This is a genomic window from Flaviaesturariibacter aridisoli, from assembly GCF_004343705.1.
Taxonomy (GTDB): domain Bacteria; phylum Bacteroidota; class Bacteroidia; order Chitinophagales; family Chitinophagaceae; genus Flavisolibacter; species Flavisolibacter aridisoli.
The window spans coordinates 256,101-282,355 of the sequence record NZ_SKFH01000001.1 but is presented as its reverse complement, the minus strand read 5'-3'; the positions used below and the strand labels follow the sequence as shown (position 1 = coordinate 282,355).

The 26,255-nt window shown below is 59.3% G+C and carries 25 protein-coding genes; 8 read left to right on the top strand and 17 right to left on the bottom strand.

Annotated features, from left to right (window positions below):
• Positions 1-123: 123 nt before the first annotated feature.
• Complete coding sequence (gene upp, locus E0486_RS01240; protein ID WP_131850315.1) at positions 124-774, top strand: uracil phosphoribosyltransferase; 651 nt, start codon at positions 124-126, stop codon at positions 772-774.
• A gap of 62 nt (positions 775-836) precedes the next feature.
• Positions 837-1,847, top strand: coding sequence for a PorP/SprF family type IX secretion system membrane protein (locus E0486_RS01235; protein WP_131850314.1), 1,011 nt, complete (start codon positions 837-839; stop codon positions 1,845-1,847).
• A gap of 210 nt (positions 1,848-2,057) precedes the next feature.
• Here E0486_RS01235 and trmD read toward each other — a convergent pair whose 3' ends face one another.
• The 6 genes from trmD to dinB all read right to left on the bottom strand — a co-directional run bounded on the left by trmD (position 2,058) and on the right by dinB (position 8,002).
• Entirely contained in the window at positions 2,058-2,732 is a 675-nt protein-coding gene (gene trmD, locus E0486_RS01230) for a tRNA (guanosine(37)-N1)-methyltransferase TrmD (RefSeq protein ID WP_131850313.1), read from the bottom strand.
• Between the two features lie 54 nt (positions 2,733-2,786).
• Complete coding sequence (locus E0486_RS01225; RefSeq protein ID WP_243697346.1) at positions 2,787-3,206, bottom strand: RNA-binding S4 domain-containing protein; 420 nt, start codon at positions 3,204-3,206, stop codon at positions 2,787-2,789.
• A gap of 106 nt (positions 3,207-3,312) precedes the next feature.
• A complete protein-coding gene (locus E0486_RS01220) occupies positions 3,313-4,431 on the bottom strand; it encodes an AI-2E family transporter (protein WP_131850311.1) in 1,119 nt (372 codons plus the stop codon).
• Positions 4,432-4,581: 150 nt separating this feature from the next.
• Positions 4,582-5,958 (bottom strand): dipeptidase, encoded by a 1,377-nt coding sequence (locus tag E0486_RS01215; RefSeq protein WP_131850310.1) that lies wholly within the window; start codon positions 5,956-5,958, stop codon positions 4,582-4,584.
• Positions 5,959-6,095: 137 nt separating this feature from the next.
• The gene (locus E0486_RS01210) at positions 6,096-6,839 is read right to left on the bottom strand and encodes an FkbM family methyltransferase (protein WP_131850309.1); all 744 of its coding nucleotides are present in this window, start codon (positions 6,837-6,839) and stop codon (positions 6,096-6,098) included.
• Positions 6,839-8,002, bottom strand: coding sequence for a DNA polymerase IV (dinB, locus tag E0486_RS01205; protein ID WP_131850308.1), 1,164 nt, complete (start codon positions 8,000-8,002; stop codon positions 6,839-6,841). Before dinB ends, E0486_RS01210 begins: the two co-directional genes overlap by 1 nt.
• Positions 8,003-8,100: 98 nt before the next feature.
• Here dinB and E0486_RS01200 point away from each other — a divergent pair, with 98 nt between their 5' ends.
• Positions 8,101-8,682 (top strand): Crp/Fnr family transcriptional regulator, encoded by a 582-nt coding sequence (locus tag E0486_RS01200; protein ID WP_131850307.1) that lies wholly within the window; start codon positions 8,101-8,103, stop codon positions 8,680-8,682.
• Positions 8,683-8,876: 194 nt separating this feature from the next.
• Positions 8,877-9,506 (top strand): DinB family protein, encoded by a 630-nt coding sequence (locus E0486_RS01195; protein WP_131850306.1) that lies wholly within the window; start codon positions 8,877-8,879, stop codon positions 9,504-9,506.
• 96 nt (positions 9,507-9,602) lie between these two features.
• On the opposite strand, the gene rimM is transcribed toward E0486_RS01195, so the two are convergent.
• The 3 genes from rimM to E0486_RS01180 all read right to left on the bottom strand — a co-directional run bounded on the left by rimM (position 9,603) and on the right by E0486_RS01180 (position 11,486).
• Positions 9,603-10,121, bottom strand: a complete 519-nt coding sequence (gene rimM / locus E0486_RS01190) for a ribosome maturation factor RimM (protein WP_131850305.1) — start codon at positions 10,119-10,121, stop codon at positions 9,603-9,605.
• A 167-nt stretch (positions 10,122-10,288) separates the two neighbouring features.
• Positions 10,289-10,753: a 30S ribosomal protein S16 gene (gene rpsP / locus E0486_RS19320; RefSeq protein ID WP_131850304.1), complete on the bottom strand. Its 465-nt coding sequence runs from the start codon at positions 10,751-10,753 to the stop codon at positions 10,289-10,291.
• Positions 10,754-10,883: 130 nt separating this feature from the next.
• Positions 10,884-11,486: a DNA-3-methyladenine glycosylase gene (locus tag E0486_RS01180; RefSeq protein ID WP_131850303.1), complete on the bottom strand. Its 603-nt coding sequence runs from the start codon at positions 11,484-11,486 to the stop codon at positions 10,884-10,886.
• Positions 11,487-11,666: 180 nt separating this feature from the next.
• Between E0486_RS01180 and E0486_RS01175 the strand changes: the two genes are divergently transcribed.
• Both E0486_RS01175 and E0486_RS01170 read left to right on the top strand, forming a co-directional pair.
• Positions 11,667-12,425: an EI24 domain-containing protein gene (locus E0486_RS01175; RefSeq protein ID WP_131850302.1), complete on the top strand. Its 759-nt coding sequence runs from the start codon at positions 11,667-11,669 to the stop codon at positions 12,423-12,425.
• Entirely contained in the window at positions 12,422-13,126 is a 705-nt protein-coding gene (locus E0486_RS01170; RefSeq protein WP_131850301.1) for an SAM-dependent methyltransferase, read from the top strand. The genes E0486_RS01175 and E0486_RS01170 overlap by 4 nt, the downstream gene beginning before the upstream one ends.
• Before the next feature lie 8 nt (positions 13,127-13,134).
• Here E0486_RS01170 and E0486_RS01165 read toward each other — a convergent pair whose 3' ends face one another.
• Both E0486_RS01165 and E0486_RS01160 read right to left on the bottom strand, forming a co-directional pair.
• Complete coding sequence (locus tag E0486_RS01165; RefSeq protein ID WP_131850300.1) at positions 13,135-13,539, bottom strand: hypothetical protein; 405 nt, start codon at positions 13,537-13,539, stop codon at positions 13,135-13,137.
• Positions 13,540-13,599: 60 nt separating this feature from the next.
• Positions 13,600-14,973: a M20/M25/M40 family metallo-hydrolase gene (locus tag E0486_RS01160; RefSeq protein ID WP_131850299.1), complete on the bottom strand. Its 1,374-nt coding sequence runs from the start codon at positions 14,971-14,973 to the stop codon at positions 13,600-13,602.
• 123 nt (positions 14,974-15,096) lie between these two features.
• Between E0486_RS01160 and bshA the strand changes: the two genes are divergently transcribed.
• Complete coding sequence (gene bshA, locus E0486_RS01155; protein ID WP_131850298.1) at positions 15,097-16,233, top strand: N-acetyl-alpha-D-glucosaminyl L-malate synthase BshA; 1,137 nt, start codon at positions 15,097-15,099, stop codon at positions 16,231-16,233.
• A 131-nt stretch (positions 16,234-16,364) separates the two neighbouring features.
• Here the strand turns inward: bshA and E0486_RS01150 are convergent, their stop codons facing one another.
• From E0486_RS01150 to porU, 6 genes are all read right to left on the bottom strand, one after another.
• A complete protein-coding gene (locus tag E0486_RS01150) occupies positions 16,365-17,651 on the bottom strand; it encodes a murein hydrolase activator EnvC family protein (RefSeq protein ID WP_131850297.1) in 1,287 nt (428 codons plus the stop codon).
• 52 nt (positions 17,652-17,703) lie between these two features.
• Complete coding sequence (gene lolB1 / locus E0486_RS01145) at positions 17,704-18,510, bottom strand: lipoprotein insertase outer membrane protein LolB1 (RefSeq protein ID WP_131850296.1); 807 nt, start codon at positions 18,508-18,510, stop codon at positions 17,704-17,706.
• A 6-nt stretch (positions 18,511-18,516) separates the two neighbouring features.
• Positions 18,517-18,960, bottom strand: coding sequence for a dUTP diphosphatase (gene dut / locus E0486_RS01140; RefSeq protein ID WP_131850295.1), 444 nt, complete (start codon positions 18,958-18,960; stop codon positions 18,517-18,519).
• Between the two features lie 35 nt (positions 18,961-18,995).
• Complete coding sequence (ispF, locus tag E0486_RS01135; RefSeq protein WP_131850294.1) at positions 18,996-19,475, bottom strand: 2-C-methyl-D-erythritol 2,4-cyclodiphosphate synthase; 480 nt, start codon at positions 19,473-19,475, stop codon at positions 18,996-18,998.
• A 138-nt stretch (positions 19,476-19,613) separates the two neighbouring features.
• Positions 19,614-20,828, bottom strand: a complete 1,215-nt coding sequence (gene porV, locus E0486_RS01130) for a type IX secretion system outer membrane channel protein PorV (RefSeq protein WP_131850293.1) — start codon at positions 20,826-20,828, stop codon at positions 19,614-19,616.
• Between the two features lie 76 nt (positions 20,829-20,904).
• The gene (porU, locus tag E0486_RS01125; protein ID WP_131850292.1) at positions 20,905-24,324 is read right to left on the bottom strand and encodes a type IX secretion system sortase PorU; all 3,420 of its coding nucleotides are present in this window, start codon (positions 24,322-24,324) and stop codon (positions 20,905-20,907) included.
• Positions 24,325-24,539: 215 nt separating this feature from the next.
• Here porU and E0486_RS01120 point away from each other — a divergent pair, with 215 nt between their 5' ends.
• Complete coding sequence (locus E0486_RS01120) at positions 24,540-26,096, top strand: SUMF1/EgtB/PvdO family nonheme iron enzyme (protein WP_131850291.1); 1,557 nt, start codon at positions 24,540-24,542, stop codon at positions 26,094-26,096.
• Positions 26,097-26,255 lie beyond the last annotated feature (159 nt).

Here is a 26,255-nt window from a genome sequence, read left to right as displayed (position 1 = left end):
GCCAATGCTCCGACGTTGTCGAGACGCTCCTTCTTTTAATGTTGGTACAGAACCCGCATTAGCGGACCAGCACATTAGCAGATTAGCACATTTATCTTAGTTTTGGCCGCTATGTCAACAGGAATGGTAATTAATCTGAGCGAGGAGCACTCGCTGGTGAGCAACTGGGTCGCCGAGCTGCGCGACACCGAGATCCAGAAGGACCGGATGCGGTTCCGGCGCAACCTCGAGCGCATCGGAGAGATCGCTGCCTACGAAATCTCGAAGATCCTGCCCACGCGTGACATCGAAGTGACGACCTCGCTGGGCACCGCCCCCGCCCAGGTACTGGGCGAGCAGCCGGTGCTGACCACCATCCTGCGCGCCGGCCTGCCCCTGCACCAGGGCCTGCTGAACTACTTCGACAAGGCCGACTGCGCCTTTGTGTCGGCGTACCGCAAGCACAACCCGGACGGCTCTTTCGAGATCGCCCTGGAATATTACTCTTCCCCCGACATTGAAAACCGGATCCTGATCCTGTCGGACCCGATGCTGGCCACCGGCGCCTCGCTGGTAAAGACGGTGCAGTACCTCCGCGAGGAGGGTGAGCCCAAGAACATCCACATCGTGGCTGCCATTGCCTGCTCCGTAGGCATCGAGCACGTGCAGCGCCACATTCCCGACGCCACCATCTGGTGCGGCGCCATCGACGAGGAGCTCACCGCCAAGGGTTATATCGTGCCCGGCCTCGGCGACGCGGGCGATCTCGCCTTCGGACCGAAAATCCAGAGCTGACGATTTATTTGGGTGTGTATTAAAATAAATCTTAATTTTCCACTCTCCTAACTTATGTGAGCATGAACCGTCTTTACGCAACCATCATACTGTGTCTGGGCTTTTTTTCTGTGCAGGCACAGGATCCGAATTTTTCCCAGTTCTTCGTCTCCCCGCTTACGCTGAACCCGGCGCTGACGGGTAAGTTCGACGGCACCGTACGCGTGGCCGGCAACTACCGCAACCAGTGGCCGACGATCAACAACGCATTTACCACCTATACCGCTTCTGCCGATATGGGCATCCTGAAGAACCGGATCCCCGAGAACGATGTGTTCGGCTTCGGCGTGATGATGTTCTCCGACAAGAGCGGCAACGGCGCCCTGCAGAACAACGTCGTCTCCTTCTCTACTTCCTACCACAAGGCCCTCGACGAGGAAGGTTCCAACCAGATCGGCCTCGGCTTCCAGGGCTCGTATGTCAACAAACGCCTCAACGTAGTGGGCCTCAACTTCGAAGACATGCTCCGCTCCGATGGCTTCACGGGCGTTACTTCCGAAGACTTTTCCGACAAAGGCAAGCTCTCGGTTTCTTACCTCGATGTAAACGCCGGCGCCCTCTATAGCGGCACTACCAACGGCGACAACAACATTTACCTCGGCGTGTCGATGTACCACATCAACCGCCAGAAAGAAACGTTCAACAAGGGCGAATACTTCCTCCAGCCCCGCGTAACCGTGCACGGTGGCGCCCGCCTGCCGGTGGGTGAGTTCAACGCCATTCACTTCAGCGCCAACTACAGCCGCCAGGCCAACGCCACCAACACGATGCTGGGCGGCGCCTACGAGTGGAACCTCAACCAGCAGTCCGACGCACCCACCAGCTTCTACGTAGGCAGCTGGTACCGCTTCAAAGACGCGATCATTCCCTACCTCGGCCTTGAATTCGGCTCTTTCCGCGTGGGTGCGAGCTACGACATCAACGTCTCTTCGCTGAAAGCGGCTTCCAACATGCGCGGTGGTATCGAGCTGTCGCTCATCTACATCGCCAAGCCGGCGGATCACCTGCCGAAGCTGAATTGCCCGAAATTCTGATTTCCCGATACCTTATCCCTCCAACCTGCTGAAATCAAGTTTCCCAAACAACACACGGAAACGTGTAGAACTGCCTGCTTATTGAATGCCCCGCAAAAGCGGGGCTTTCTAATGGCGGAAGTCTGATCCCGGATCGCTGATTTGGCGGGCGACGGATATTGAAAAGATCGCAAGGCGATCTTTTCAATATCAGATATCCGACATCAGACATCAATCCAATAGGTCGGGGCGGCGTTCTTCGGTGCGCTTCACGGCTTCGTCGTGGCGCCACTCTTCCACCTTCCGGGGGTCGCCGCTGAGCAGGATGTCGGGCACCTTCCAGCCGCGAAACTCCGCGGGCCGTGTGTATACAGGCGGCGCCAGCAGGCCGTCCTGGAAGGAGTCGGTCAGGGCGGAGGTCTCGTCGTTGAGCACGCCTGGCAGCAGGCGGCCGATGGCGTCTACGAGCACGGCCGCGGCCAGCTCGCCGCCGCTCAGCACATAGTCGCCGATAGAGATCTCGTGCGTTACAAAGTGGTCGCGCACCCGCTGGTCGATACCCTTGTAGTGCCCGCAGATGATCAGTATGTTTTGGAGGAGCGACAACCGGTTGGCGGTCTTTTGCTCAAAGCGCTCGCCGTCGGGCGTCATGTAGATGATCGCGTCGAAGCGGCGCTCGCGCTGCAGCTCCTCGATGGCGGCCACCAGCGGCTCACACATCATCACCATACCGGCGCCGCCACCGTACTGGTAGTCGTCCACTTGCCCGTAGGCGTTCACGGCCCATTTACGGAGCTGGTGCACGGTTACGGTGAGGTGGCCCTTGTCCTGGGCGCGCTTCATGATGGAATGATTCAGGGGGCTCTCGAGCAGCTCGGGAAGTACGGTCAATAAGTCGATGTGCATCTGGATGGGTTCTTGGCGTTTGGGCAGGTTGGGATGGGTCTTATGGGCCGGCAATCAGGCTTCCGTGTCGGGCTCCGCGGCGTCATCTCCGGTGAAGTCCTCGATATCGCGGCGCTGCTTTTTGGTGGGGCGCCCGATCTTGCTGCGGCGCTTGCCGGTGTGGAAGGTCGCGGCCTGGAACTTGTTCAGGTCCGGTGCTTCTTCGGGCGTCATGTCGAGGTAGTGTTTGATCGCCTCGGGGTAGGCCACGCGGGCCGACAGCAGGGCCGTCACCTTGATCACCCATTTACGGGCCTCGGTGCGGATCTCGTATTCATCGCCGACGCCCACGGCGCGGGCGGCCTTCACGGGGCTGCCGCCCAGTCGAACTTTACCCGATTCGCAGGCCGCGGCCGCCTCCGAGCGCGTTTTGAAGATGCGGATGGACCAGAGGTACTTGTCGATGCGGATCTTTTCTTTCGTTTCTGTTTTCACGTTTGCACCCTTTTGGAATAGACCCGCAACATAGCCCATTTATTCTTAATATAGCTTGAATATGCAGGCGGCCGAGCGGTACAGCTGCTGAGCGGCGCCACCGGCGTTAATCTACGGACTTCTTCACCACTTTTTCGGCCACGGACGTGTCGTTCTTTTTCCGGAAAGAAAACCGGTTGTAGCTCGTGGGCACCTCTACGCCGAGGAGTTCGCCCCAGGGCTTCAGGCCCTCTACCCGGTCGAAGATGATCTTCAGTATTCCTACAAAAGGAATGGACAGGAACATGCCGGCGATGCCCCACAGGGCTCCGCCCAGCAAGACCACCACAACCGAAATGAGGGCGTTGATGTTCACTTTCGACGACACGATGCGCGGCACCAGCACGTTGTTGTCGATGAACTGGATGAACAGGTACGCCAGCACGATCCACAATTGCTTGCTGAAGCCTTCGCTGGTGACGGTAACCATCAGCACCGGGAGGCCGATGGCGATGAGGCCGCCGATATAAGGCAGCATATTGAGCAAGGCCCCCAGCACGCCCAGCAGCAGCGCATATTTCACCCCGATCAGGAGGAGGGCGGTCGAGTTCATGGCGGCCACGATCGCGGCTTCCAGCAGCAGGCCCACCATATAACTCTGGATGGCCAGCTTCGTTTCGCCCAGAATCTCGCCCACTTTGCTGGCATCGTCTTCGGCAAACACCTTGAACAGGAAATTCAGGATGAGGGTCTTGTAAAAAAGAAAGAGGAACACATACACCGGCAGCAGCAGCAGCACTCCCAGCGTGCCGATCACCGTGGTGAGGGTGCCGCCGATCAGCGCTTTGCTGTTGTTGGCGGCTTCGTTGATGAGGTTTGCCTGCTTTTGCAGGGAAAGACCGAACTTCTGCTGCATCCAGACCTGCAGCTTCGACGTGAGGCCGCCGAATTTGGCCTTCAGGGCCGGCAGGTTTTCCCCGAAGCCCATGATCTGCGAGGAGAGAAAATAAAAGATCCCGGCGAAAACAAGGATCGCCAGCAGCATCGCCAGAATGATGGCGGGGATCTTTCCGAGGCGGAACTTCGCCAGCTTATTTACCAGCGGGTTGAGCAGGATGGCAATGATCACGGCAAAGGCCAGCGGGGTCAGGATATCACCAAGGCCTTTCAGGATGTAGGTCGTCAGGACAAGTCCCAAAAGGATCGCGGTCACTTTTATATAAAAAGGATATTCCCTTTTCTCCATAAAATGGTTTTAGACGCATGTAGCAAATTGCCGGCCTTACACCGGAGCGGGTCTTACCTCAGCCGTTCCTGCGCACCTGCAACTGCTGCGGTGAAAGAAAAAAGCCGGGAGCGCAACGCTCCCGGCCGGTAAAGATCGTGTTCCTGCCGCTTAGCCCTGGGCAAAGAACTTGTGGAAATACGGGATCGTTTCGATGCCCTTGTAGTAGTTCTCCAGGTTGTATTTTTCGTTGGGCGAGTGCAGGTTGTCGTTGTCGAGACCAAAGCCCATGAAGATGATCTTGGTGCCCAGCTCGCGTTCCAGGATGGAGCAGATGGGGATGGAGCCACCGCCGCGTACCGGGATCGGCTCTTTGCCGAACGTCGTCTGGATCGCCTTGGCCGCCGCCTGGTAGCCTTTGCTGTCGATAGGCGTCATATAGGGCTCACCGCCATGGTGCTCTTCGGCGTGCACGGTTACGCCTTCGGGGGCGATGCTGCGGAAGTGCTCCAGCAGCATGTCGGTCAGCTTGCGCGACTGCTGGTTGGGCACCAGGCGGGCGGAGATCTTCGCGTAGGCTTTCGAGGGAAGCACGGTCTTGGCGCCTTCGCCCGTATAGCCGCCCCAGATGCCATTCACCTCGAGGGTAGGGCGGATGCCGGTGCGCTCGTTGACGGTATAGCCTTTCTCACCCCACACCTCTTTCACGCCGAGATCTTCCTTGTATTCCTTCTCACTGAAGGGCGCGCGGGCCATCAGCTCGCGTTCTTCTTTCGAAGCTTCCACCACGTCGTCGTAAAAGCCGGGAATGGTGATGTGGTTGTTCTCGTCGTGCAGCGAGGCGATCATCTTGCACAGCATCGTGATCGGGTTGGCTACGGCGCCGCCGTAGGTGCCGCTGTGGAGGTCACGGTTGGGACCGGTCACTTCCACCTGTATGTAGGAGAGGCCGCGCACGCCGATGTCGAGCGACGGCGTGTCGAGCGAGATCATCGACGAGTCGGAGATGAGGATGACGTCGGCCTTCAGGAGGTCTTTATGTTGGGCTACGAAGGTGCCGAGGTTGGGCGAGCCCACTTCTTCTTCGCCTTCGATGAGGAATTTGACATTCGACTCGAGCGAGCCGGTCTTGACCATCGTCTCAAGCGCTTTCACGTGCATATAAAACTGGCCCTTGTCGTCAGCGGAGCCGCGTGCGAAGACCTTACCGTCTTTGATCACCGGCTCGAAAGGGCCGCTGTGCCAGAGCTCCAGCGGGTCGGCGGGCTGCACATCGTAGTGGCCGTACACCAACACGGTAGGCTTGGCGGGATCAACGATCTTTTCGCCGAACACTACCGGGTGGCCGGCCGTTTCCAGTACCTCGGCGCGGTCGCAGCCCGAGTCGAGCAGGCGCTGCCGCACGAGTTCGGCGCACTTACGCATATCGTCCTTGTGCTCGCTCTTTGCGGAAATCGAGGGGATGCGCAGCAGTTCGAGCATCTCGTCGAGAAAGCGCTGCTGGTGCTGCTTCTGGTATTCGGTCCAGGCCGTGTGGGTATGTTCCATGGCAAAATGAATTGTTGATGAATGCGTCAAAGGTAGGAGGAGATGTCGGATGTAGGATGCCGGATGTCTGATTTGAAAATCCCGATCCGTTTCCTCTCCCGCCATCTGACATCCGGCATCCTCCATCAGCGATCCGCTCACGGGTAGGCGATGAAATAATAGTTCTTGCGCTGGTGAAACTGGTCGGACAATTCTTCGGCAGTGAAGGGCGGCTCTTCGGCCAGGAAGCGCTCCATGAGCGAGATGTGGTAGCCGAGTGCGCTGAAGAATTCCCAGAGCAGCTCGGGGTTGCTGCCGTACACGTCGGAGCCACCGAGCCCGAACTCGAACACCACCACCGGGCGGTGGCGGCGAAGCACTTCCGTGGCGCCGCGGAGCACACCCAGCTCGCCGCCTTCCACGTCGATCTTGAGTAAGTGCACGGGCAGGCCGTACGACAGCAGCACATCGTCGAGACGACGCGTTTCCACCGTAATGGTCTCGTCTTCCTCGTTGGGCCGGTCGTAGTGCCGTTTGCGCAGGCCGCTGTAGGCCGGGTTGGTCTTCACCCAGTTAAAGGATGCGCTGCCGGCTTCCTCGGCCAGCGCGTAGGGAAAGATGTGCACGCTGGGCACAGTGCCGTAGCGCTGGCGCAGGCGCGCAAAGAGCTGCGGTAGGGGCTCGAAGCCAAAGTGGTGGCCGCGCGGCGCGGCGCGGCGCATCAGTTCGAGTATCTCGCCCCGGTGGGCGCCTACATCCACGCAGTTGCTGTCGGGGCGGCATACTTTCCGCAACACGAGCGCCGTGTCGCGGTCGTAGCGCTGGTTTTGCGTGAGGGCAAAGGGGAGCAGGGCCACTACTTTCTTGGCCGCATTTTTCAGGAACAGGAAGCGCTCGTTCATCAGGGTTCTTTCTTTTTCACGGTCGCCGCCTTCTGTACCAGCGCGCTGCCGAATTTATTTTTGATCGCGTCGACGGCCTTGAACAGCTCGAGCTGCTCCAGCGCGTCGTCGAATAGGTTCATCTGAAGCGTTACCGGGATGAGGTGCGAGAAGCGCACGCCCAGCAGGCGCACTTTCTCTCCCCGTTTCCACAGCTTCTCGAAATTGTTTTTCACCCGCGTCAGCAACACGGGGTCGAAGGCGGTGTAGTCCACCACTTCCTGCCGCGACACCGTGGTGAAATCGGAGTACCGTATTTTTACGGTAACACAGCCCGTCAGCTTTTCCTCCTTCCGCAAGTCATAAGCGGTTTCTTCGGTGAGCTGCACAAGCTGGCGATGCAGGAAATCCAGGTCGTTGCTGTCCTCTGAAAAGGTGGTCTCGTGCGACAGCGACTTCTGCTCGCTGTAGGCTTCCACCGGCGAATCGGAAATGCCGTGGGCTTTTTCCCAAAGCTTTTTTCCCCACTTGCCCAGCCAGGCTTCGAGGTGCTCCGCCGGCGTGTGCGCCAGGTCTTTGATGGTGCGGATGCCGAGGCCGTACAGCTGCTGCTGCGTAGCGCCACCCACGCCGGGGATCTTGTCTACGGTAAGGGGCCACAGGAACGAGGTCTCCCGCCCATGGGCGATTTCCAGGAAGCCGTTGGGCTTGGCCTCGTTGGTGGCCATCTTGCTCACCAGCTTGTTGGCCGAGAGCCCGTACGAAATGGGCAGCCCCGATTCACGCATGATCTTTTCGCGGAGTTCACGGGTGTATTGCGACACCCCGAAGAACTTGTCCATGCCGGTGAGGTCTACGTAGAATTCGTCGATAGAAGCTTTCTCGTAATGGGGCACGGAGTCGGCAATAATCTGCGTCACCAGGCGCGAATACTTGCTGTATTCGCCGTGCGAGCCGGAGATGAAGATCGCCTCGGGACAAAGCTTTTTCGCGGTCACCGAAGGCATGGCGCTCTGGATGCCAAACCTGCGCGCCTCGTAGGAGCAGGCCGCCACGATTCCCCGCTGGCCATCGCCGCCCACGATCAGGGGCTTGCCCCGGAGCTCGGGACGCTTCAGCAATTCAACCGACACGAAGAAAGCGTCGAGGTCGAAATGCGCAATATGACGGGGGGAAGCGGTCACAGCCAAAGGTACAGCTTCAGCCAGGGTTTTGGGTAGGTTTTGACGGCTTTTGGAAGGTTTTAGGGAATTGAAAAATGACCGTATCTTGACCCCGACGAATGACGCCCCTTTCCTCGCTTCAAGCCTTTGTTCATGCGCTTTTCCCACTGCCCGACACCGAGTGGGAAGCCTTCGCGGACCTGTGGCAGCCCTTTGCGTGCAAGCGTAAAATGCTGTTGACGGCGCCGGGCGAAACGGAGCGTTATCTCTATTTCGTGCTGGAAGGCGTACAGCGCAGTTACTACCTGTCGCCGGCGGGCAAGGAGGCCACCATCGTGTTTACCTACCCGCATTCCTTTTCGGGCGTGGCCGATTCGTTTCTCACGCAGATGCCGTCCCGCTTTCATTTCGAAACGCTGACGGCTTCCCACTTCCTGCGCGCTCCTTACAGCGGCCTGTCGGCGCTGATGCATCAATACCCGGCGGTGCAATCGCTGGTGCTGCGCACGACGTCGTTTGTGCTGCGGGGTGTACTGGAGCGGATGGCGGAGCAGCAGACCGCCGGTGCCGAGGAGAAGTTCCGCAGCCTGCTCACGCGCAGCCCGCACCTGCTGCAGCTCATTCCGCACAAATACCTGGCGAGCTACCTGGGCCTCGATGCGGCTACGTTCAGCAAGTTGCTGGGAACGGTGCGGCTGTAGGCAGCCATTGACTAACCCTAATTGGATAATGTCTATTGAATAATGGACGAAAGCGCATTATTGTATATCGATTAGACCTTAGTCAAAATTCAATCGCCTCCGGGCTCCGGCTGTGGTTTTTCCTTCCCAAACCTTGGTGTAGGCAAAGATTTTGTACTAATAGCCCGGGTAGCTTTGTAAAAAACCCTCCCGTTATGGCAAAATTCAAAACAGAAGACCTGCTGCAGCAACTGCGCACCGATGTAGAACGCATCCGCTCTGCGGCCGCATTTTTCAAGGAAGCAGACAAGAATAAGCTCACTTATACGCCGTCGCCCGACAAGTGGAGCGTGGTGCAGATCCTGGAGCACCTCAACGCCTATGGCCGCTATTACCTGCCGGCCATGCGCAAAGCGATGACCGATAAAGTGACGCACAAGAACGCCTGGTTCCACTCGGGCTTCTGGGGTGATTATTTCACGAAAGCGATGAAGCCCACCAACATATACGAGGTAAAGAACAAGATGAAGGCGATGAAAGCCTACAGCTTTCCCAACAGCCTCCATGTAGATACGGTGCTCAACGAGTTCGAGGCGCAGCAGGAAGAGCTGTCCCGGCTCATCGACCTGTGCCAGCACGTGGATGTCGGCGCGGTGCGCGTGCCCATCACGATCACCCGGATGATCAAGCTGCGGCTTGGCGACACGCTGCGCTTTCTCATCGCCCACGAGCAGCGGCACCTCATCCAGGCGCGTACGATGCTGAAAACGCTCGGTATCGCCACCGACCGCTTCCCGGTGCTCTTCGAAATGGCGCCGCGCGCGTCGCAGGCAGCCCTGGCGTAGATCAGTTTGGAGTTTGGGGTTTGTAGTTCCGCGATGCGGCGCCAGCTTTGTGCGCCAGCCAACTACAAACCACCAACCACAAACTACAAACAGGCTTTAGCCTAGATAGATCTCCAGCAATCCTTCCGGCAGTTCCACATGGACCTGCTTTTTTTTGCGGTCGACGCTGCGGATGGTGTTTTCGTTGAGGGGAATGAGGGCTTCCTTGCCCTCCACTTCAATGCGGCACAGCACCTGGTGTGGCTGCTCGATCACCTCGAGGATGATGCCCAGCTCTTTGCCGTCTTCCACGATCATATAGTTGAGCAGCGAGATGGGGGCCGATTTGCCCGAGTGTTTCTTGAAATCGGGCTCTGCCAGCCACACGTCTTTCTGGGTGAGGCGCAGGGCCTTTTCGCGGGTATCCACATCCTGGAGCAGGAGTAGCACTTCCTCATCGCTTTTAGCACGCGCCTCGGCCACGAACCAGGGCAGGAAGCGATCTTTACCCTCTTCCACAAAGAGGGCCTGCAGCCCTTTCAGGGCTGTTTTTTTGCCCAGGCTGTGGCGCAGGATGAGCTCGCCTTTCACTCCGTGTGCCGCTACGAGGCGGCCAATCTTGAAATACTCCGTCATAAAGGTCGATTGGTCTGGTAGTCTACTGGTCTATTGGTAAAAAGTCGTTTCGGTGGCAGCGTTCCACTGCAGGCAAACTTAAGTAGGATTGGCGCACGCGTTTTCGTACCAATCAACAAAAAGGTCCCGGCAATGCGGGACCTTGAATGATTTGAGGTTTTGGGTGCTTACGCTTCGGAACCTGCGTCTTCAGCTGCGGGCGCTGCCGGTGCGGCGGGGCGCTCACGACGCTGATAGGGCGGGTTACGCATAGCGCGGCGTGCTCTCATGGCCTCTTCCTGCTTCTTGCGGAACTGAGCTTCGTGCTCGGTGTGCCACTGCTGGAATTTCTCCATAGCCGTAGCCTCATCGAACAGGCCCAGGGATACACCACGGAGCAAGTGCTTCAGGTACAGAACACCTTTGTTCGACAGGATCTTACGTACGGTGTCGGTAGGTTGGGCACCTTTGTTCAGCCACTCCAGGGAGCGCTGACGATCCAGCTGAACCGTAGCCGGCGAAGTCTGGGGGTTGTAGGTACCTAATTTCTGAATGAACTTGCCGTCGCGGGGGGCGCGTGCGTCGGCAACAACGATGAAGTAGAAGGGTCGCTTCTTGGACCCGTGTCTCTGCAGTCGGATTTTAACTGGCATTTTAAATAGACATTTAAATGCGTGAACAAATAAAATTAAGGGCTACAAATCTACGGATTGACGTGAAACCGAACAAGGATAGGTCTTCTTTTTCGATAACTTTTTGAAAAAACCGGTTGAAAGGGTCCATTTAGCGTGGCTTTCCGCTCACATTGGGGTGGCCGGACACATAAAAACGGAAGGGCAGGGCGGCATCGTCCCCGGCATAATCGACCCCGATCCGTGGCGAAGCGAGCACCTGCCCGGGCGGAAACCGGAAACCGTCGTCGCCAATGCTGAGCTCCGGCCCGGTCAGCAACCGGCCGCATTGAGTGGTATGAAAGCCGAGTGCCTTCCCCACGTTCCCGGGACCCCGGGTAAGCGAGGCGTCGAGGCTTTTTTTGCCCGTTCGCCGCAACATTGTTTCGATCCCTTCCAGCGGCTCCAGCGCGCGCACCAGGATGGCGTGGGGAATACCGCCGGTATTGGTCACGATATTGAACAGCTGGTGAATGCCGTAGCAGAGGTACACATAAGCCCGGCCGCCTGCGCCAAACATCACCTCGGTGCGCGGCGTGCGCCCCTTGTAGGCATGTGAGGCGCGGTCCTGGGCGCCCATGTAGGCTTCGGTCTCCACGATGCGGCCTGCCGTCCGCTCCCCGCCGAACTCCGTGGCCAGCACCATACCCACTAGGTCGCGGGCAAGGGCCACCACATCGGGGTTCTGGTACCAGGAAAGGGGCAGGATGCGCATGCTGCAAGTTAAGGACGTGAAGCGTGAACCGTGAACCGTGAGGCGTCAATCGTGAATTCGCAACGCGCAGCAAACGAGGAATGGATGCCATCGGCAGCCGTTCCTGGCTATCGACGTCAGCCATTCACGCTTCACGCCTCACGCCTCACGTTTTCCGTATCTTGCCGCAAACCCGTTGCCTTGCTCAAAGAGCTCATCATCGCCATACAGTCCTTCGTGGAAGCCCATGCCTTCATCCGTCGCGAGCGGCTGTGGCGCTGGATCCTGGTGCCGGGGATCATCTATACGCTCCTGTTCCTCGTAGGCGGCTACTTCTTCCTGCACTCTTTCGAATCGGCCTACGAATGGTTCAGCCTCAAAACAGGACTGGCGGCCTGGGTGCGTAAGGACCGCAGCGGCCTGCTGGGCGCGTTGTTCGTTTTTGCCGGCATTTTCCTGTGGCTGCTGGCCTTCGTGCTCTACTTCTCCTTTTTCAAATATTTTTTCCTCATCGTGGGGTCGCCGGTGTTTGCTTACCTGAGCGAGAAGACCGAAGCGATCCTGGAGGGGAAGGATTTTCCCTTTTCCCTGTCGCAGCTGCTGCACGATGTGGCCCGCGGTATCCGCATCGCCCTGCGCAATGGACTCTGGCAAACAGTGTACATGGTTGCGCTGTTCCTTATCTCGCTCATCCCGGTGGCGGGCTGGATCGCGCCACTGATTGCGCTGTTCGTAGAATGCTATTACTACGGTTTTTCCATGCTCGACTATTCGCTGGAGCGCGCGCGGATGAGCGCCCCCGAAAGCATCGACTACATCGGCCGCCACAAGGGCCTCGCCATCGGCAACGGCATGCTGTTTTACGGGATGCACCTGGTGCCCGTGCTGGGCTGGGTGCTGGCCCCGGCCTACTCCGTGATCGCCGCCACCCTGAGTCTCCATAAAATAAAAAAGGCATGAGCGCCACCGTCTACCTGATCCCGACCGTATTGCACGAAGGCGCCACGCAGTGCCTTCCCGCCTACCTGCTCGACGCGATAAAAGCCTGTCGTGTTTTCTATGTTGAAAACGAGCGCACCGCCCGCCGCTTCCTGAAGAGCATCTGGAAGGAAATGGTGATCGACGACTACGGCTGGCACAATATGAAAGAGCTCACCTCCGAGCTGCGGACCGTATTTCTACGGGACCTGCAGGCCGGCCATACCGTGGGCATTCTCAGCGAGGCCGGGTGCCCCGGTGTGGCCGACCCGGGGCAGTTGCTGGTGCACCTGGCGCAGGGTGAAGGCGCCCTGGTAAAACCCCTGGTCGGCCCCTCTTCGATCCTGCTGGCGCTGATGGCTTCGGGGATGAACGGCCAGCAGTTCCGCTTCAACGGCTACCTGCCCATCGAAGCGGGCGAGCGCCAGAAGGCCATCCGTGCCCTCGAATCCGACTCGCGCAAGAATAATTGCACGGAGATCTTCATTGAAACGCCGTACCGCAACAACCAGCTGCTGGAGGTACTGCTCAAAACCTGCGCGCCGCAAACGCTGATCTGCGTGGCGGTGGACCTCACCGGCCCGCAGGAGTCGGTGCAAACAAAAACGCCCGCACAGTGGCGGGCGTCGCTGCCGGAGCTGCACAAGAGGCCGGCGATCTTCCTGCTGTTTGCCGCAGGCTGACCGAAGCCTCAGGGCTCTGCTTTTACGCCATCGACAATATAGTTCGATTCCCCGCGCCAGAACAGCGCTCCCCGCTTTTCGGTATAATGCAACGATACACGGTGTCCCTCGAGCTCCAGCAGCCGCTTCGCAACGCTGTCTTCGGCCACGGAAAAGAAGAACTTCTCCGAGGCGATAGGCACATTGTTGGTGCTGCTTACCGAACTTAATATGAGCTCCCCTTCGTAGGTCTTGAACAGGTTGCCCTTGCGGGAAAATTTCTGCAACAGGCCAAAGCGGTTGCCTTCGCTGTAGGTATTGTAGTATCTCCAATAAATAAAGATGCTGAGTACGAGCAGGCAAAGCAGCACGATCGTCCAGATCAGCTTGCGGGCACCGCCCCGGGTGCGGTCGGAAATGGTAAGGCGATCCATGGCAGGAGTTTCCAGAGCTACTAAAAAACGCAGGCCACGCCGGGAGCGCAGGCCTGATTCCTAGAGTCCGTATTTGTCCACGAGGTAAATGAGCGCGGCGATGGTAACCGCACCTAGCTCCAGCTCGCGCTTGTTGACGTTCTCGAATACGTCGTTGGAGGCGTGGTGCACATCGAAGTACCGCTGCGAATCCGGTATGAAGCCGCAGGTGGGCGTTCCTTGCCGGCCCAGCGGACCGATGTCCGAGCCACCGCCTCCGCGGCGGAGCTCCGAGGCGCCATAGGGCGCCAGCAGCGGGGCCCAGCTCCGAAACCTAGCAAACTGCTCGTCGGAGGCCGTCAGCCCGAAGCCGCGCGGCGTGAAACCGCCCTCATCGCTCTCGAGGGCGAAAATGTGGCGCTCCCCTTTCGCCTTGGCCTCCTCCGCGTATTTGCGGCCGCCGCGCAGCCCGTTCTCCTCGTTGGCAAACAGCACAAAGCGGATGCTGTGTTTGGGGCGATAGCCCAGGGCCCGGAAGGCCCGGAGCACCTCGATGGTATGCACGATGCCGGCGCCATCGTCGTGGGCGCCTTCGGCCGGATCCCAGGAGTCGAGGTGGCCGCCGATGGTGATGATCTCGTCGGGGGCTTCGGTGCCGCGCAGCTCGCCGATCACGTTGTGGCCGATGGTGTCGGGCAGAAAGCGACCGAAAGTTTGCAGAGTGGCAACTACAGGCTGCCCGCCGCGCAGCAGGCTATCGAGCAGGTCGGCATCGCGGAGGCCGAGCGCAACAGAGGGAACGGTCCGGATCGTATCGCCCGAAGCCGTGGTGCCGGTATGCGGAAAGTTGTCGGTGCCACCGGAGAGGCTGCGGATGGCGACGCCCACGGCGCCGTATTTTGCCGCCCGCACCGGCCCCTGTCCGCGGTAGATGCCGGCGTCGCTGTAGGCCTCGAAAGTGTGCACGAACCGGGGATTGAACTTGTAGTTGAAGAACACGATCTTTCCCTTTACCGAATCTTTTTTGGCGTCGAGCTCGGCGAAGTCGCGAACGACCAGCACCGGTGCCGTCAGGGGTCCTTTCGAGCCCGGCGAATTACCCAGCGCCAGGGCCTGGAGCGTACGGGTTTTGCGGCCTTTGGCACCGCTGAGGCGGATCTCGAAGCGGTCTTTGCCACCGCGCACCCAATGTGGCACCAGGCATTCCTGCAGCCATACGCGTTCGGCGCCGGCAGCCTCGAGGGCGCCCTGTCCCCAGCGCTCGGCACGCGCCATGGCGGGAGAACCGGCCAGGCGTCCGCCCACGCTTTTTGTGAGCTGGCGGAGGTTTTCGTAGGCGCCGCTGTTGACCAGGATCTCATCGGCGAGGCGGCGGAGAAAAACGGAATCCGGGTTCTGGGCCTCGGAAAGCGTCGCCAGCAGGAGGCCGGCGAGAAGGGCAAGGGCACGTTTCATGGGACTAAAAATATTCAATTTTCCATGCTCCTAATTCAAGTTGGTCTTTGTGCCTCTGTGCATTGAATAGGGAGTGATGAACATTCCCCACGTACCTTAGCTTCTTAAACGGTATTTGGTCCCATGCGCATTGGAATAGTTTGCTATCCTACTTTCGGCGGAAGCGGTGTGCTCGCTACAGAGCTCGGCAAGGCCCTCGCCCAGAAAGGACACCAGGTTCACTTCATCACCTACCAGCAACCGGTGCGGCTCACCGGCTTTATTCCCAATATCTTTTACCACGAGGTGCAGGTGCCCACCTATCCCCTCTTCGATTACCCGCCTTACGAAACGGCCCTGGCCAGCACGATGGTGGACGTGATCAAGAACAACCACCTGCAGCTGCTCCATGTGCACTACGCCATTCCACACGCCTCGGCGGCGTATATGGCCCGCCAGATCCTGGCACAGGAAGGCATCCACATCCCGGTGATCACCACGCTGCACGGCACTGACATCACGCTCGTGGGCCGCGACAAAATGTATGCGCCCGTAGTCACGTTCTCCATCAACCAAAGCGACGCCATCACGGCGGTTTCGGAAAACCTGAAGGACGAAACCTTCAAGCACTTCCAGATCACCAAGCCCATTCATGTCATCCACAACTTCGTGGATGTGGCTCGCTTCCAGCGCAAGCCCATCGATGCCTTTCGCAAGGTCATTGCGCCCAACAACGAGCGCATCCTGCTGCACGCCTCCAACTTCCGCAAGGTGAAGCGCGTGCAGGATGTGGTGCGCATCTTCGCCAACGTGCTGAAAGAAACCCCGGCCAAGCTGCTCTTCGTGGGCGACGGTCCGGAGCGCGCCACGGCCGAAGACCTGAGCCGTCAGCTCGGGGTATACGACGAGGTGCGCTTTGTGGGCAAGCAGGAGCAGATGGAAGACATCCTGGCCATCGCCGACCTGTTCCTACTTACTTCCGAATACGAAAGCTTCGGCCTAGCCGCACTGGAAGCGATGGCGGCCGGCGTGCCGGTGATCAGCACCAATGCCGGCGGCCTCGGCGAGATTATGATCGAAGGCAAGACCGGCTTTATGGGCAACATCGGCGACATCGACACAATGAGCCGGCGGGCCGTAGAAATACTGTCCGACGACGAGTGCCTCCAGCAGTTCAAGCGCGATGCCCTCGAGCACGCGCATCGCTTCGACATCCACAACATCATTCCCATTTACGAGCGCCTGTACGACGACGTGCTGAGCAAAGAGTCGGTGGTTTAGGCGTATGGAATAATGACTATTGGATAATGTTTATCGGATCGTTTCATGAAACTTCCCAAAAAAGAAGAAGCCCTCCGGAGAGGGCTCTTTCTTTATACCTTATTCACTAAGCATTATTCACTGGTCAATTCCTACCGGTGCAGCCACGAGCTCGGGTTCAGGCGGGTGTATTCCATCTGCATCCCGAAGTCCAGCTTGCCGCCCGATCCGTCATCGTCTTCGGAGGTAGTACCGAGCACCTGGCCGCGTTTCACCTGCGCGCCCTTACTCACGTTCACGTTGGCCAGGCCCGAATAGATGGTGAAGTATTTACCGTGGCGGATCATCACCGTCATTACATCGGCGGTGCCCGTAACCATGGTCACCTCACCGTCGAACACCGCTTTGACCGACGCGCCTGCGTTGGGTGTGGACAGGGTGAGAAACGCGTTGTCGAAGTCGAGCCCGCCCACCTTGCTGATGCCGTAGGGAATCTTGACGCTTCCCTGGTCTACCGGCCACGGCAGGTTACCGCGGTTGCGCTCAAAGGTGGCGGCCAATGCCCGCTCGCCTTCGTTGAAGATCAGCACGCTTTCGCCCTTGGGCTTCGGCTTGGGCGTTGTTGCCTTAGGCGCAGTGGGGTTGGCTCTGGCCGCAGCGGCTTCGGCCGCCCGGCGCTCCGCTTCGCGGCGCTCGGCTTCCCGCTTGGCCGCTTCGATCTCGCGGCGGATCATTGCGGCGATCTGCTGCTTCAGCTGGTTGTCGCGCTTGCGTTTGCTGGCCAGTTGCTGCGAGAGCTCTTTTTCCTGCGACTTCAGCTGCGTCGCCACGCGGTCTTTTTCCTTCTTCTGGTCTTCCAACTCATTGTATTGCTCGGTCTGGTTCTGCAGCACGCGGTTCTTGTCGTTGCGCTTGGCCAGGAGTTGCTGCTTGCGTTCCTCGATAGCCTTGGCCGTTTCGCGGATCGTGGTCAGCTGCGACTGACGATAGAGGCGGTAAGTGCGCAGGTAGCGCACGCGCTTCAGGGCGTCGTTGAAGCTTTCGGCCGAAAAGATGAAGTTGAGGTAGTCGTAGGAGCTGCGGTTCTTGTAGGCATACACCACGCTGCGGGCATATTCCTGCTTCAGCGTATCGAGCTGGCGCTGGAGGCGGTTGAGTTCGAGGGTGCTGGTGTAAATGTCGTCGGAGAGAATGTGGATCTCCTTGTCGATGCTACGGAGCAGGCGGTTCTGCACCTCCATGCGGTCCTGGATCACTTTGAGCTGGCCCAGCGTCGCCTTGGTCTTGCCTTTGATCTGGCTGTATTGCGCCTGCAGCTCGCGGAGTTCTTTCTGGATCGCCTTGCGTTCGTTTTCCATGCGCGCGCGCTCGGCCGCCGGCTGCGCCGACGCCGCGACTCCGAAGAGCACCAGTAGAAATACGAGAAGCTGTTTTTTCATCCGCTACAGTTTTGGCCGGAGACGTATAACGCCGCAAAGCCCGGGTATATTTTTATTGGCGTTTGTAATTTTTCGGAACGTTGAACGGGAAGCTTACTTCCTCGTTGAACGCATATTGCCGGAAGTCCATTTTCACACTCAGTTTTTTCGCTTCCGACAGGATGATCTGCCGCTTCGTCGCAAACCGGACGCCGTTCTTTAGTTCATAGTCCGAGTAAGTGATGTCGGCCGTACGGTTCGAGCTGGGATCCACGTCGTCGATCTTGCTGCGGCTGATGCTGCCGTCGCCTTCGTTGAGCGCCAGCAGGTGCTTGAACCAGGTGCCCACGCTCAGCAGGGTCAGCGTGCCCGAGTTGCGGGCATAGCTGGTGGCGCTGTCGAAAAAGATCGGGTTGCCCACGAGCAGGTTCTGCATCGTAGTGAGGTCGAGCGGCATGTCGGTTACTTCCTGCAGGTAGGCCATGCTGCGTGCCGTATACACCTTATCGAGCTTATTGAGGATCTTCACCGAGTCTTTGGTGATGAGGGCGCGCATGCCTTCGATGCCCATGAAGCCGGTGGCCGAGATCCAGATGGCGCTGTCGCGGATCATCCGCAGGTTGGCGTTAAGATTCTGGTTCTTGTTGGTGGCGTCTTTGTAGTCCACGTTGATCTTCGCAGTAAAGGAGTTGAAGTCAATGCGGTGGCTGCGCAGCCCTTCGAGCGTCCGTTGAATGAGCGCGAGGCTGTCGTTGTGGCCGCTGTTGGTTTGCCCCACCTGCGCAGAATCTTTCTTGGCCAGCGCCACGCCAATCTTCTTGGTGGAGCGGCAGGAAGCCGCTACGGCGGCGATCAATGCGATCAGTATCAGTTTCTTCATGTGTTCCTAGTCTTTTCCGGTCGAGCCGAATCCACCGTCCTGGCGGTGGCTGGCGGCGAGTTCCGTTACGGGCACCCATTGCAGTTGCTCCACGCGCTGAAGCACGAGCTGGGCGATGCGTTCGCCCGGCTGCAGCACCTGCGGGGCCGCGTCGAGATTGATCAGTAAAACCCTGAGCTCCCCGCGGTAGTCGCTGTCGATGGTACCGGGGCTGTTGAGACAGGTGATCCCCTGCTTCCAGGCGAGCCCGCTGCGGGGCCGCACCTGCGCTTCGTAGCCGGCCGGCAGCTCCAGGTAGAGGCCCGTGGGCACCAGCGCCCGTTGCAGCGGGGCGAGCGTCATCGGGGCTTCCAGGAATGCACGGAGGTCGAGGCCCGCGGCACCGGGCGTGGCATAGGCCGGCAGGGGCCAGGGCGACTCATTCCGTATGGGGACTGCTACCGGGGGCATAGCGCCAAAGATAAGGGTGCCCGCGGCGAAGTATGTTAAATCCGCTGCAATAATGCAGAGGCGTAGGCCACCACCCCTTCCTTGCGTCCTACGAAGCCGAGGTTCTCGGTAGTAGTCGCTTTGATCGACACGTCGCGCAGGGTGAGGCCCGTGAGCGCGGCGATGGTTTCCTGCATCTGCGGCACGTAGGGCTTGATCTTCGGTTCCTGCAGGCACAGGGTGCTGTCGATGTTCACCACGCGGTAGCCTTCGGCCGTAACCAGGCGCACCGTTTCTTCCAGAAGGAGCTTGCTGTCGATCCCCTTGTAGCGGTTGTCGGTATCCGGGAAGTGCACGCCGATGTCGCCCAGCGCCAGGGCGCCGAGCAGCGCGTCGCAGATGGCGTGCAACAGCACGTCGGCATCGCTGTGGCCGATGCAGCCGCGTTCGTAGGGCACGTGCACGCCGCCGAGCATCAGGGGACGGCCTTCGGCGAGCTGGTGAAAATCAATACCGGATCCGATTCGGAAGGACATGAGGGGAGATTTTCGGGCGAAGATAGCGAAGCGCTAGCCGTGAGCCTTGAGGCGTAAACGCGGACGCCGGTAACGAAGAAAGGATGCCTCTGGCATCCTTTCTTTATGCGGTAGGTAGCGAGCTCACGGCTCACGTTCTTATTGCGCCGTCGTGCTCGTGGCGGAACCATTGTTGCCACCAAGGTCGAACATCAGCGAGAAGCGGAGGGTGTTGGACAGTGGGTTCTGGTTCACGCTGTTGCCTCCCGAAGGAACGAGGTAAGAGAAGTTGAGGCCGAAAGAGCTGTACTTCAGACCCACACCGGCAGTGAAATAGCGGCGGTTGCCTTTGGTTTTGTCTTCGTAGAAATAACCGGCGCGGAGTGCGAACTGGTTGTTGTACCAGTATTCAGCACCTGCCGAAACCTGCCATTCGCGGAGTTCCTCGCTGAAGCCGCCGGGGGCGTCGCCGAAGGAGGAGAACCAGCTGCCTACAACGCTCTTGTTGCGGTAGGAAGTGGCGCGGGCGCTGTTGATGGAATCCACCTGGTTTTGCGTCACGGTGCCGTTGGGATCGTACTCGTCGAAGGCCGGGGGCGTGGGCACCAGGAGTTTGTTGAAGTCAGCACCTACCATCAGCTTGTTGCTCTCGTTGAACACGAAGGTGTAGGTGGTACCGATGGCGAAGTTGGCGGGGATGAAGTCTTTCTGCTGCGCGTTGTTGGTATACGCGATCTTGGAACCGAGGTTGGTCAGTGCGAGACCGAAGGCCCAGCCCTGTCCGAGGGAGTTCTGGCGGTTGTGGTACAGGCCGATGTCGCCTGCGATGGCGTTGCCCGGCTTGTAGCTGGTAGAACCGATGGTGGTGTTGCCGGCGAGGTTGGAGTGGATGTATTTCAGACCCACGCCGATGCCGGTGCGGGGCGACAGCTTGCGGCTGTAGGCGAGGTCCACGCCGAATTCGCGGGGACGGCCTTCGCTGAGGGCGTTGCCGTTCTCGTCGGTGAACTGGATGTTGCCGAGGCTGAAGTAGCGCAGCGAACCGGAAACAGCCGAATTATCATCGATCTTGTAGTAACCGGCAGCCGATGCCATATATACATCGTTCACAAATTTCTTGAGCCAGGGCGTATAGGTAACATTGATGCCACCGCGCTGCTCGTTGAAGGGAACTTTACCGAGGTTGAAGTAGGAAGCAGCCGCATCAGGATTGGTAGCTACCGACAGTTCGCCCATGCCGCCGGCGCGGGCATCGGGAGAGATACGCAGGAAGGGTACAGCCGTTGTAACGACATTGAGCTTTTGCTGCGCGTGCAGCGTGGAAGAACCTAGCAAGATCGCGCCAACAGTTAGTTTCAAAGCAGTTGCTCTCATAGACATTTTTTGTAATAGAGGTGTGAAAATATAGAGTTTTGGTTTAAACGCAATTTTTTCTTCGGGAACGTTTCCGCTACAAGACGACCAGTTTTTGAAGCTGGCTGGCCCTTTTTCCATCACTGCTCTCCACCGTCAACCGGTAGATATACACCCCTCTCCCAACGCGCTGGCCAAAATCGTCGCGACCGTCCCATTCGGTGTCATTGGAACGGTTTCCATCCGTCAATATTGTGTGCCGGATCGTTTTTATTAAGCGGCCCGTGACGGTGAAGATTTCGGCCCGCACCCGCAGCTCCAGGCCGGGTTTATTGTGCTCAAACCAAAACTGGGTGCCCGTTGTAAAAGGGTTCGGGTAATTCAGCACGTGACCGAGCACGAGCTCCTCGTCGTTGGCCACGGTGAATTCGAGGGTGCGGGTGCTGGAGTTATTCAGCACGTCCCAGGCCTTGATGGTCAGTGTATGATGGCCCGGCGTGAGCTCAGGCAGCTGGAAGCGCACCGATCCGCTCTGGTAGGTGTCGGGCTCCGTTTCGTAAAAGTCGTTGAGGACGTAATAATTACGGTTGTTGCCGTCGAGGGTCACCACGATGTCGTGGTCAATGCCGGCGTTGCCGGTGTTGATCCCCGACGAATCGGCAAGGCGCAGCAGCAGCACTGGGTTCTGGTTCGTTACAGAGCCGCCTACAAAGCGCTCGTCGTTGAGCCAGGCCCTGATCTGCGGGCCTTCGTTGTCGGTGATAGCGCCCGGCGCGAGCCCACCGATCAGCACATTGCCCGACACACCCGTTGCGTCGCGGCTGCTGTCCTGCGCATAAAAGCTCATTCGGCCGGCGCCGTACTGGAAGTTGATGTCGCGGGGCAGGCGGAAGCGGAACTTAAAGCGCCCCCCCTGCGCCGTTACCTTTCCGCGAAACAGCGAATTCGTCTGCAGCTGGAAGGGAACCGGGGTGCTCGTCGGATCGTTGCCGAGGGTGCGCACCGTCTGCGGCTTGTCGAACAGTGTCAGCGACACGGTGCCGCTGAAGTCGGACAGGCGCGCGCCGGCGATGTCGGTCACCTCGCCCTCGATCTCCGCAAACTCGGTGGCGCTCAGCGTATCGATGTTGGCAATGGGATGCCCGTTCAACAGCAGCGGGCGCACACGGCCCTTCGGGAAGCCGATGGTCATCGCCGGGTCACCGAGCAGGGCAAACTTCCGGTTGTTGGTCAGGTCGCCGCTGGTGCTGTAGGTCAAATTCTTCGATGCCTGCACGGCTTCACCTAATGTTTTATAACGGCCGTTTGCGTCGGGTTGCAGGGCCACCTTCAGGTAATTGTTGTTCAGCAGGCGGTTGCTGAACGCAAACACCACGCGGTTGGTGGTCATCAGGGCAATGGCGCCCGTGCGCGGCCGCACCAGCAGGTCCTCTCCCAGCGAGTTGATCCCCGGAAGGTCGTAGGGTGCGAAGTCGCAGGTGGCCGTTACAAACAGGGGCAGCCGGTTGGCGTTGTTCCAGTTGTTGATGATGTCCTGGTCGGCGATGGTTTCCTCCGCGAGGCGGGCGTAGCCGCCATGCCCGCTGTAGTTCCAGATCAGCGTACCGTTCAGGATGTTGTTGTTGATCGCCGCGTTGGCCTGCGGGTAGGTGCCGCCGGCGGTGCCCCCTTCCTTGCGGTAGGCGTCGAGGTAGATCTTCGTTTCGTTGAGAAAGGGATCCTGCGCCGCCGCGGTGGCGGCCATCGTTTCGGCGTCGTCGAGGTGCAGGTTGTAGTCCCCGTCGTCGGCCACGAAGGTCGCGTTGTTGCGCCAGGGACCGAAGGAGGCCGGGCTATGGTAGGCCAGCACCTTGTTTACGAAGTTTTGCGCCTCGGTGGCGTTGCGGGCGGGAATGCGGCCGATGCCGATGTCGAGGGTATTGAGCACGAGGCCGCTGTTGATGTCCTCGTTGTCGTCGAGAAACCCGAAGAAGTCGTCGGAGGCATAGGTCGACAGCGGGTCGAGCGAGATGGGGCTTTCGTAAACCGGGACGAAGTTGCTGTTGTTGCGCACACGGTCTTTGTAATCAAAGGAGCCGCGGCCGAGCAGCAGCAGGTATTTGCCGGAGGCGCCCCAGGTGGAGCGGTAGCGGTCATAATACATTTTGACGAAGTCGCGGAGGGCGCCGGGGTCGGGCGAGCCGCCCGAAAATTCGCGGTATACCTGCTCGGTGCTGACTGTCACCACGCGGAGGCCGTCGTGCTGCCGGTGAAAAGCGGACAGCTGCTGCGCCTGCGCCACGAAGGCGGGATGGGTCACGATGAGCAGGTCGGCCGGTGTGGTGGCATGAAGGTCCTGGTTGGGCACGGTGCCGGCGGCTGCCGGAACGGGAAAGTCCGTGCCGAAAGCGGCGTATTCGCGGAGGCGGTCCGTGGCGGCCCCGAAGGAGAAGGTGCCGCCGCTCAGCGTGCCGCTCACCGCGCGGGCGTTGAAAGGATCGGTCACATCCCACACCCCGGTGGAGCTGCTGGCGCCCGACAGCTGGAAGGTAGCGCCCCCGCCGCCCACCGAGCTCCAGTCGCGAAAGAGAAGCTGCCGCCCCGCCGGCAGGCGTAGGGCCCGGCGGTAGACCACTTCGAACCAGTCGAGCCAGCCCTGGGCATTGGGGCCGCCGGGCACATAGGTATACGTCAGGCTGAACCCGCTGCCACTATATATGGTGTAGCCGGTCTGGCTGCTTTGCTGGGCAAACAGGTCGTTGAAGATCCCGCTCACCGGCAGCACCGGAACCTGGAGGGCCGGGGCACCGTTGAGCTCGATGCGGAAGGAGGAGCCGTTGCCGATGGAGCGGGCCGCCACACGGGTGCGGAGCTGCAGTTGGGTGCCGGCGAGCACATCGGGCGCATCGGGAGCAAAGGAGCGACTCAGCGTGCGGCCCGGGAGGTTGCTGAATTCCTCGCCCCACCAGTCCTTGCCGCTCGACAGGAAGTTGACCGAGTCTTTTTCATAATATATATGTTCATCGAAGCCCGTAACGACCTGGGGGCCGCCCCCGCCGGCGGCGGTGCCTACGCGCTTGCCGTTGCCGCCCACGGTAATAAAATACCAGGCGACGTCCGAATAGGGATTCTGTTCGTGGGTAAAGGAGCGGTTGACCGAATCTTTCTGCCAGGGGTGCGGGCCGCGGGCGTAGAACAGCACGTAGTCGGAGCCGCCGAGACTGCCGTCGCCGCCATCCTGCACCAGGAGGGCCACCTCCTCGAGGTCGTCTACGCGGGGGGTGGCGTTGCTTTCGGGCACGGCGCCGGCGCCGCCGCCCCATACGCGCAGTGCCGCCGATGGGATCGCTGCTCCGAGGCCGAGACCGGACAGGAAAGCGGCGTCCATTTTATACACCCCGTCGGCCGGCACGGCCACGCGGTACCAGGTCCCGGAAGCGAGAACCGAGTGGGGCTTCCAGTTGCGCTGGGCATGGAGAACGGCGACGGAAAAGGTGGTAAACAGCAGCAGCAAAACAGTTCGGCACGAGAAGGTCATCGCAGTAAAATAACGAGTGATACGGTAATATCGGCAAAAAAACGAATTCCGCTTCGGGGTTTAGGACAAACTTTCTATATTCGCAAACCTCCTTGATCCAATATCCGGGGTGATACAATAATTCCGTTTCGACGGCGTTTTTATTGTTCCTGATCAAAGGCTCGTGGGGTAATGTTTTCACCAGTAGTCCTTTTGAAAGACAAATAAACCGCTTTATGCAACTGAAAACTTTCGCAATCCTTTTATCCTCAGCCTGTCTGCTGGCTTCCTGTAAGTCTAACAAGAGCGGCGGAAAATCCTCGGTTACCGGCTGGAGCTACAACGACAAGAAAATGGGCGGCTACCAGGTGGCCAAGTCCAAAGAGCAGGGCACCGGTCCCGGTCTCGTATTCGTACCCGGCGGTACCTTCACCATGGGCCAGACCGAAGAAGACGTGATGGGCGATTGGAACAACGTTCCGCGCCGTGTAACGGTTCCTGCCTTCTACATGGACCGCACCGAGGTCGCCAACGTACACTACCGCGAGTACCTCTTCTGGCTGAACCGCCTCTTCCCTTCCGACGTTCCGGAAAACAAAAAGATCACCGACGGCGCCCTGCCCGATACCCTGGTATGGCGCAGCGAGCTGAGCTATAACGAACCCCTTGTAGAGTATTACTTCCGTCACCCGGGCTTCAACGACTACCCGGTGGTGGGTGTGAGCTGGAAGCAGGCGCACGACTTCTGCCTGTGGCGCACCGACCGTGTGAACGAGAACATCCTCATCCAGAAAAAATATGTGAACAAGCAAGGCATCCTGCAGCAGCAGGGCAATGCCGAGGGCGAATCGCAGATCTTCACCACCAAGTCGTACCTGCTCGGCCTCTACCAGGCCCAGCCCGGCACGATGGCCCGCTCAAAGAAGAACCCGCTGAAGACCCCGCAGGGCCAGCCCCGTCCCAACGTAACGATGGAAGACGGCCTGCTGATGCCCGACTACCGCCTGCCCTTCGAAGCAGAGTGGGAATACGCTGCCTACGGTTATGTAGCCAACAACCCCCGCCCCTCCAAGAAGGAAGGCAAGCGCGGCGAAGAGCTCGTGACCAACAAGCAGGTGTACCCCTGGACGGCCAACATGAACTACAGCGGCCTGCGTGAAACCAAGCACGGCTCCTGGCACGGTTCCTTCCTCGCCAACTTCAAGCGCGGCGCGGGCGACAACGCCGGTGTAGCCGGTGGCCTCAACGACAAGGCCATCTACACCGCCCCGGTTCAGTCGTTCTACCCCAACGGTTTCGGTCTGTACAACATGGCCGGTAACGTTAGCGAGTGGGTAGCCGACGTGTATCGCCCGATGACCAACCTCGACGCCGACGACGTAGCACCCTTCCGCGGCAACAAATTCATGAAGCTCTACAAGAACTCGAGTGGCGAAGCCGAGATCGATTCGATGGGCCGCGTGAAGATGACCGCCGTAACTGACGAAGAAAGCAAGAGCCGCCGCAACTACCAGCGTGGCAACGTGATCAACTTCCTCGACGGTGATACCCTCTCCGACGCTGCTTACGGCTACGGCAAGACCACGCTCGTGTCCGACAAGAGCCGCGTGTACAAAGGCGGTAGCTGGAACGACCGCGCCTACTGGCTGAGCCCCGGCACCCGCCGCTACATGGAAGAAGACCAGGCCTCGAGCATGATCGGATTCCGCTGCGCCATGGACCGCATGGGATCGCCCGAAGGCAACGGACGCAAGACCGGCAACTGGTTCGCCAAGAAAAAACAAAAGCGCTAACAAGCATACTGTCTTTCATAGAAAAGCCTCCCACCCGGGAGGCTTTTTGTTTGTCGGTGGATTGGCCCATGGGCTAATTGGTAAAAGGGACCGACCATCCTTTAAGGCAAACGCACATTCCCCCATCACCCATTATCCCATTACCCCATTACCTTTGAG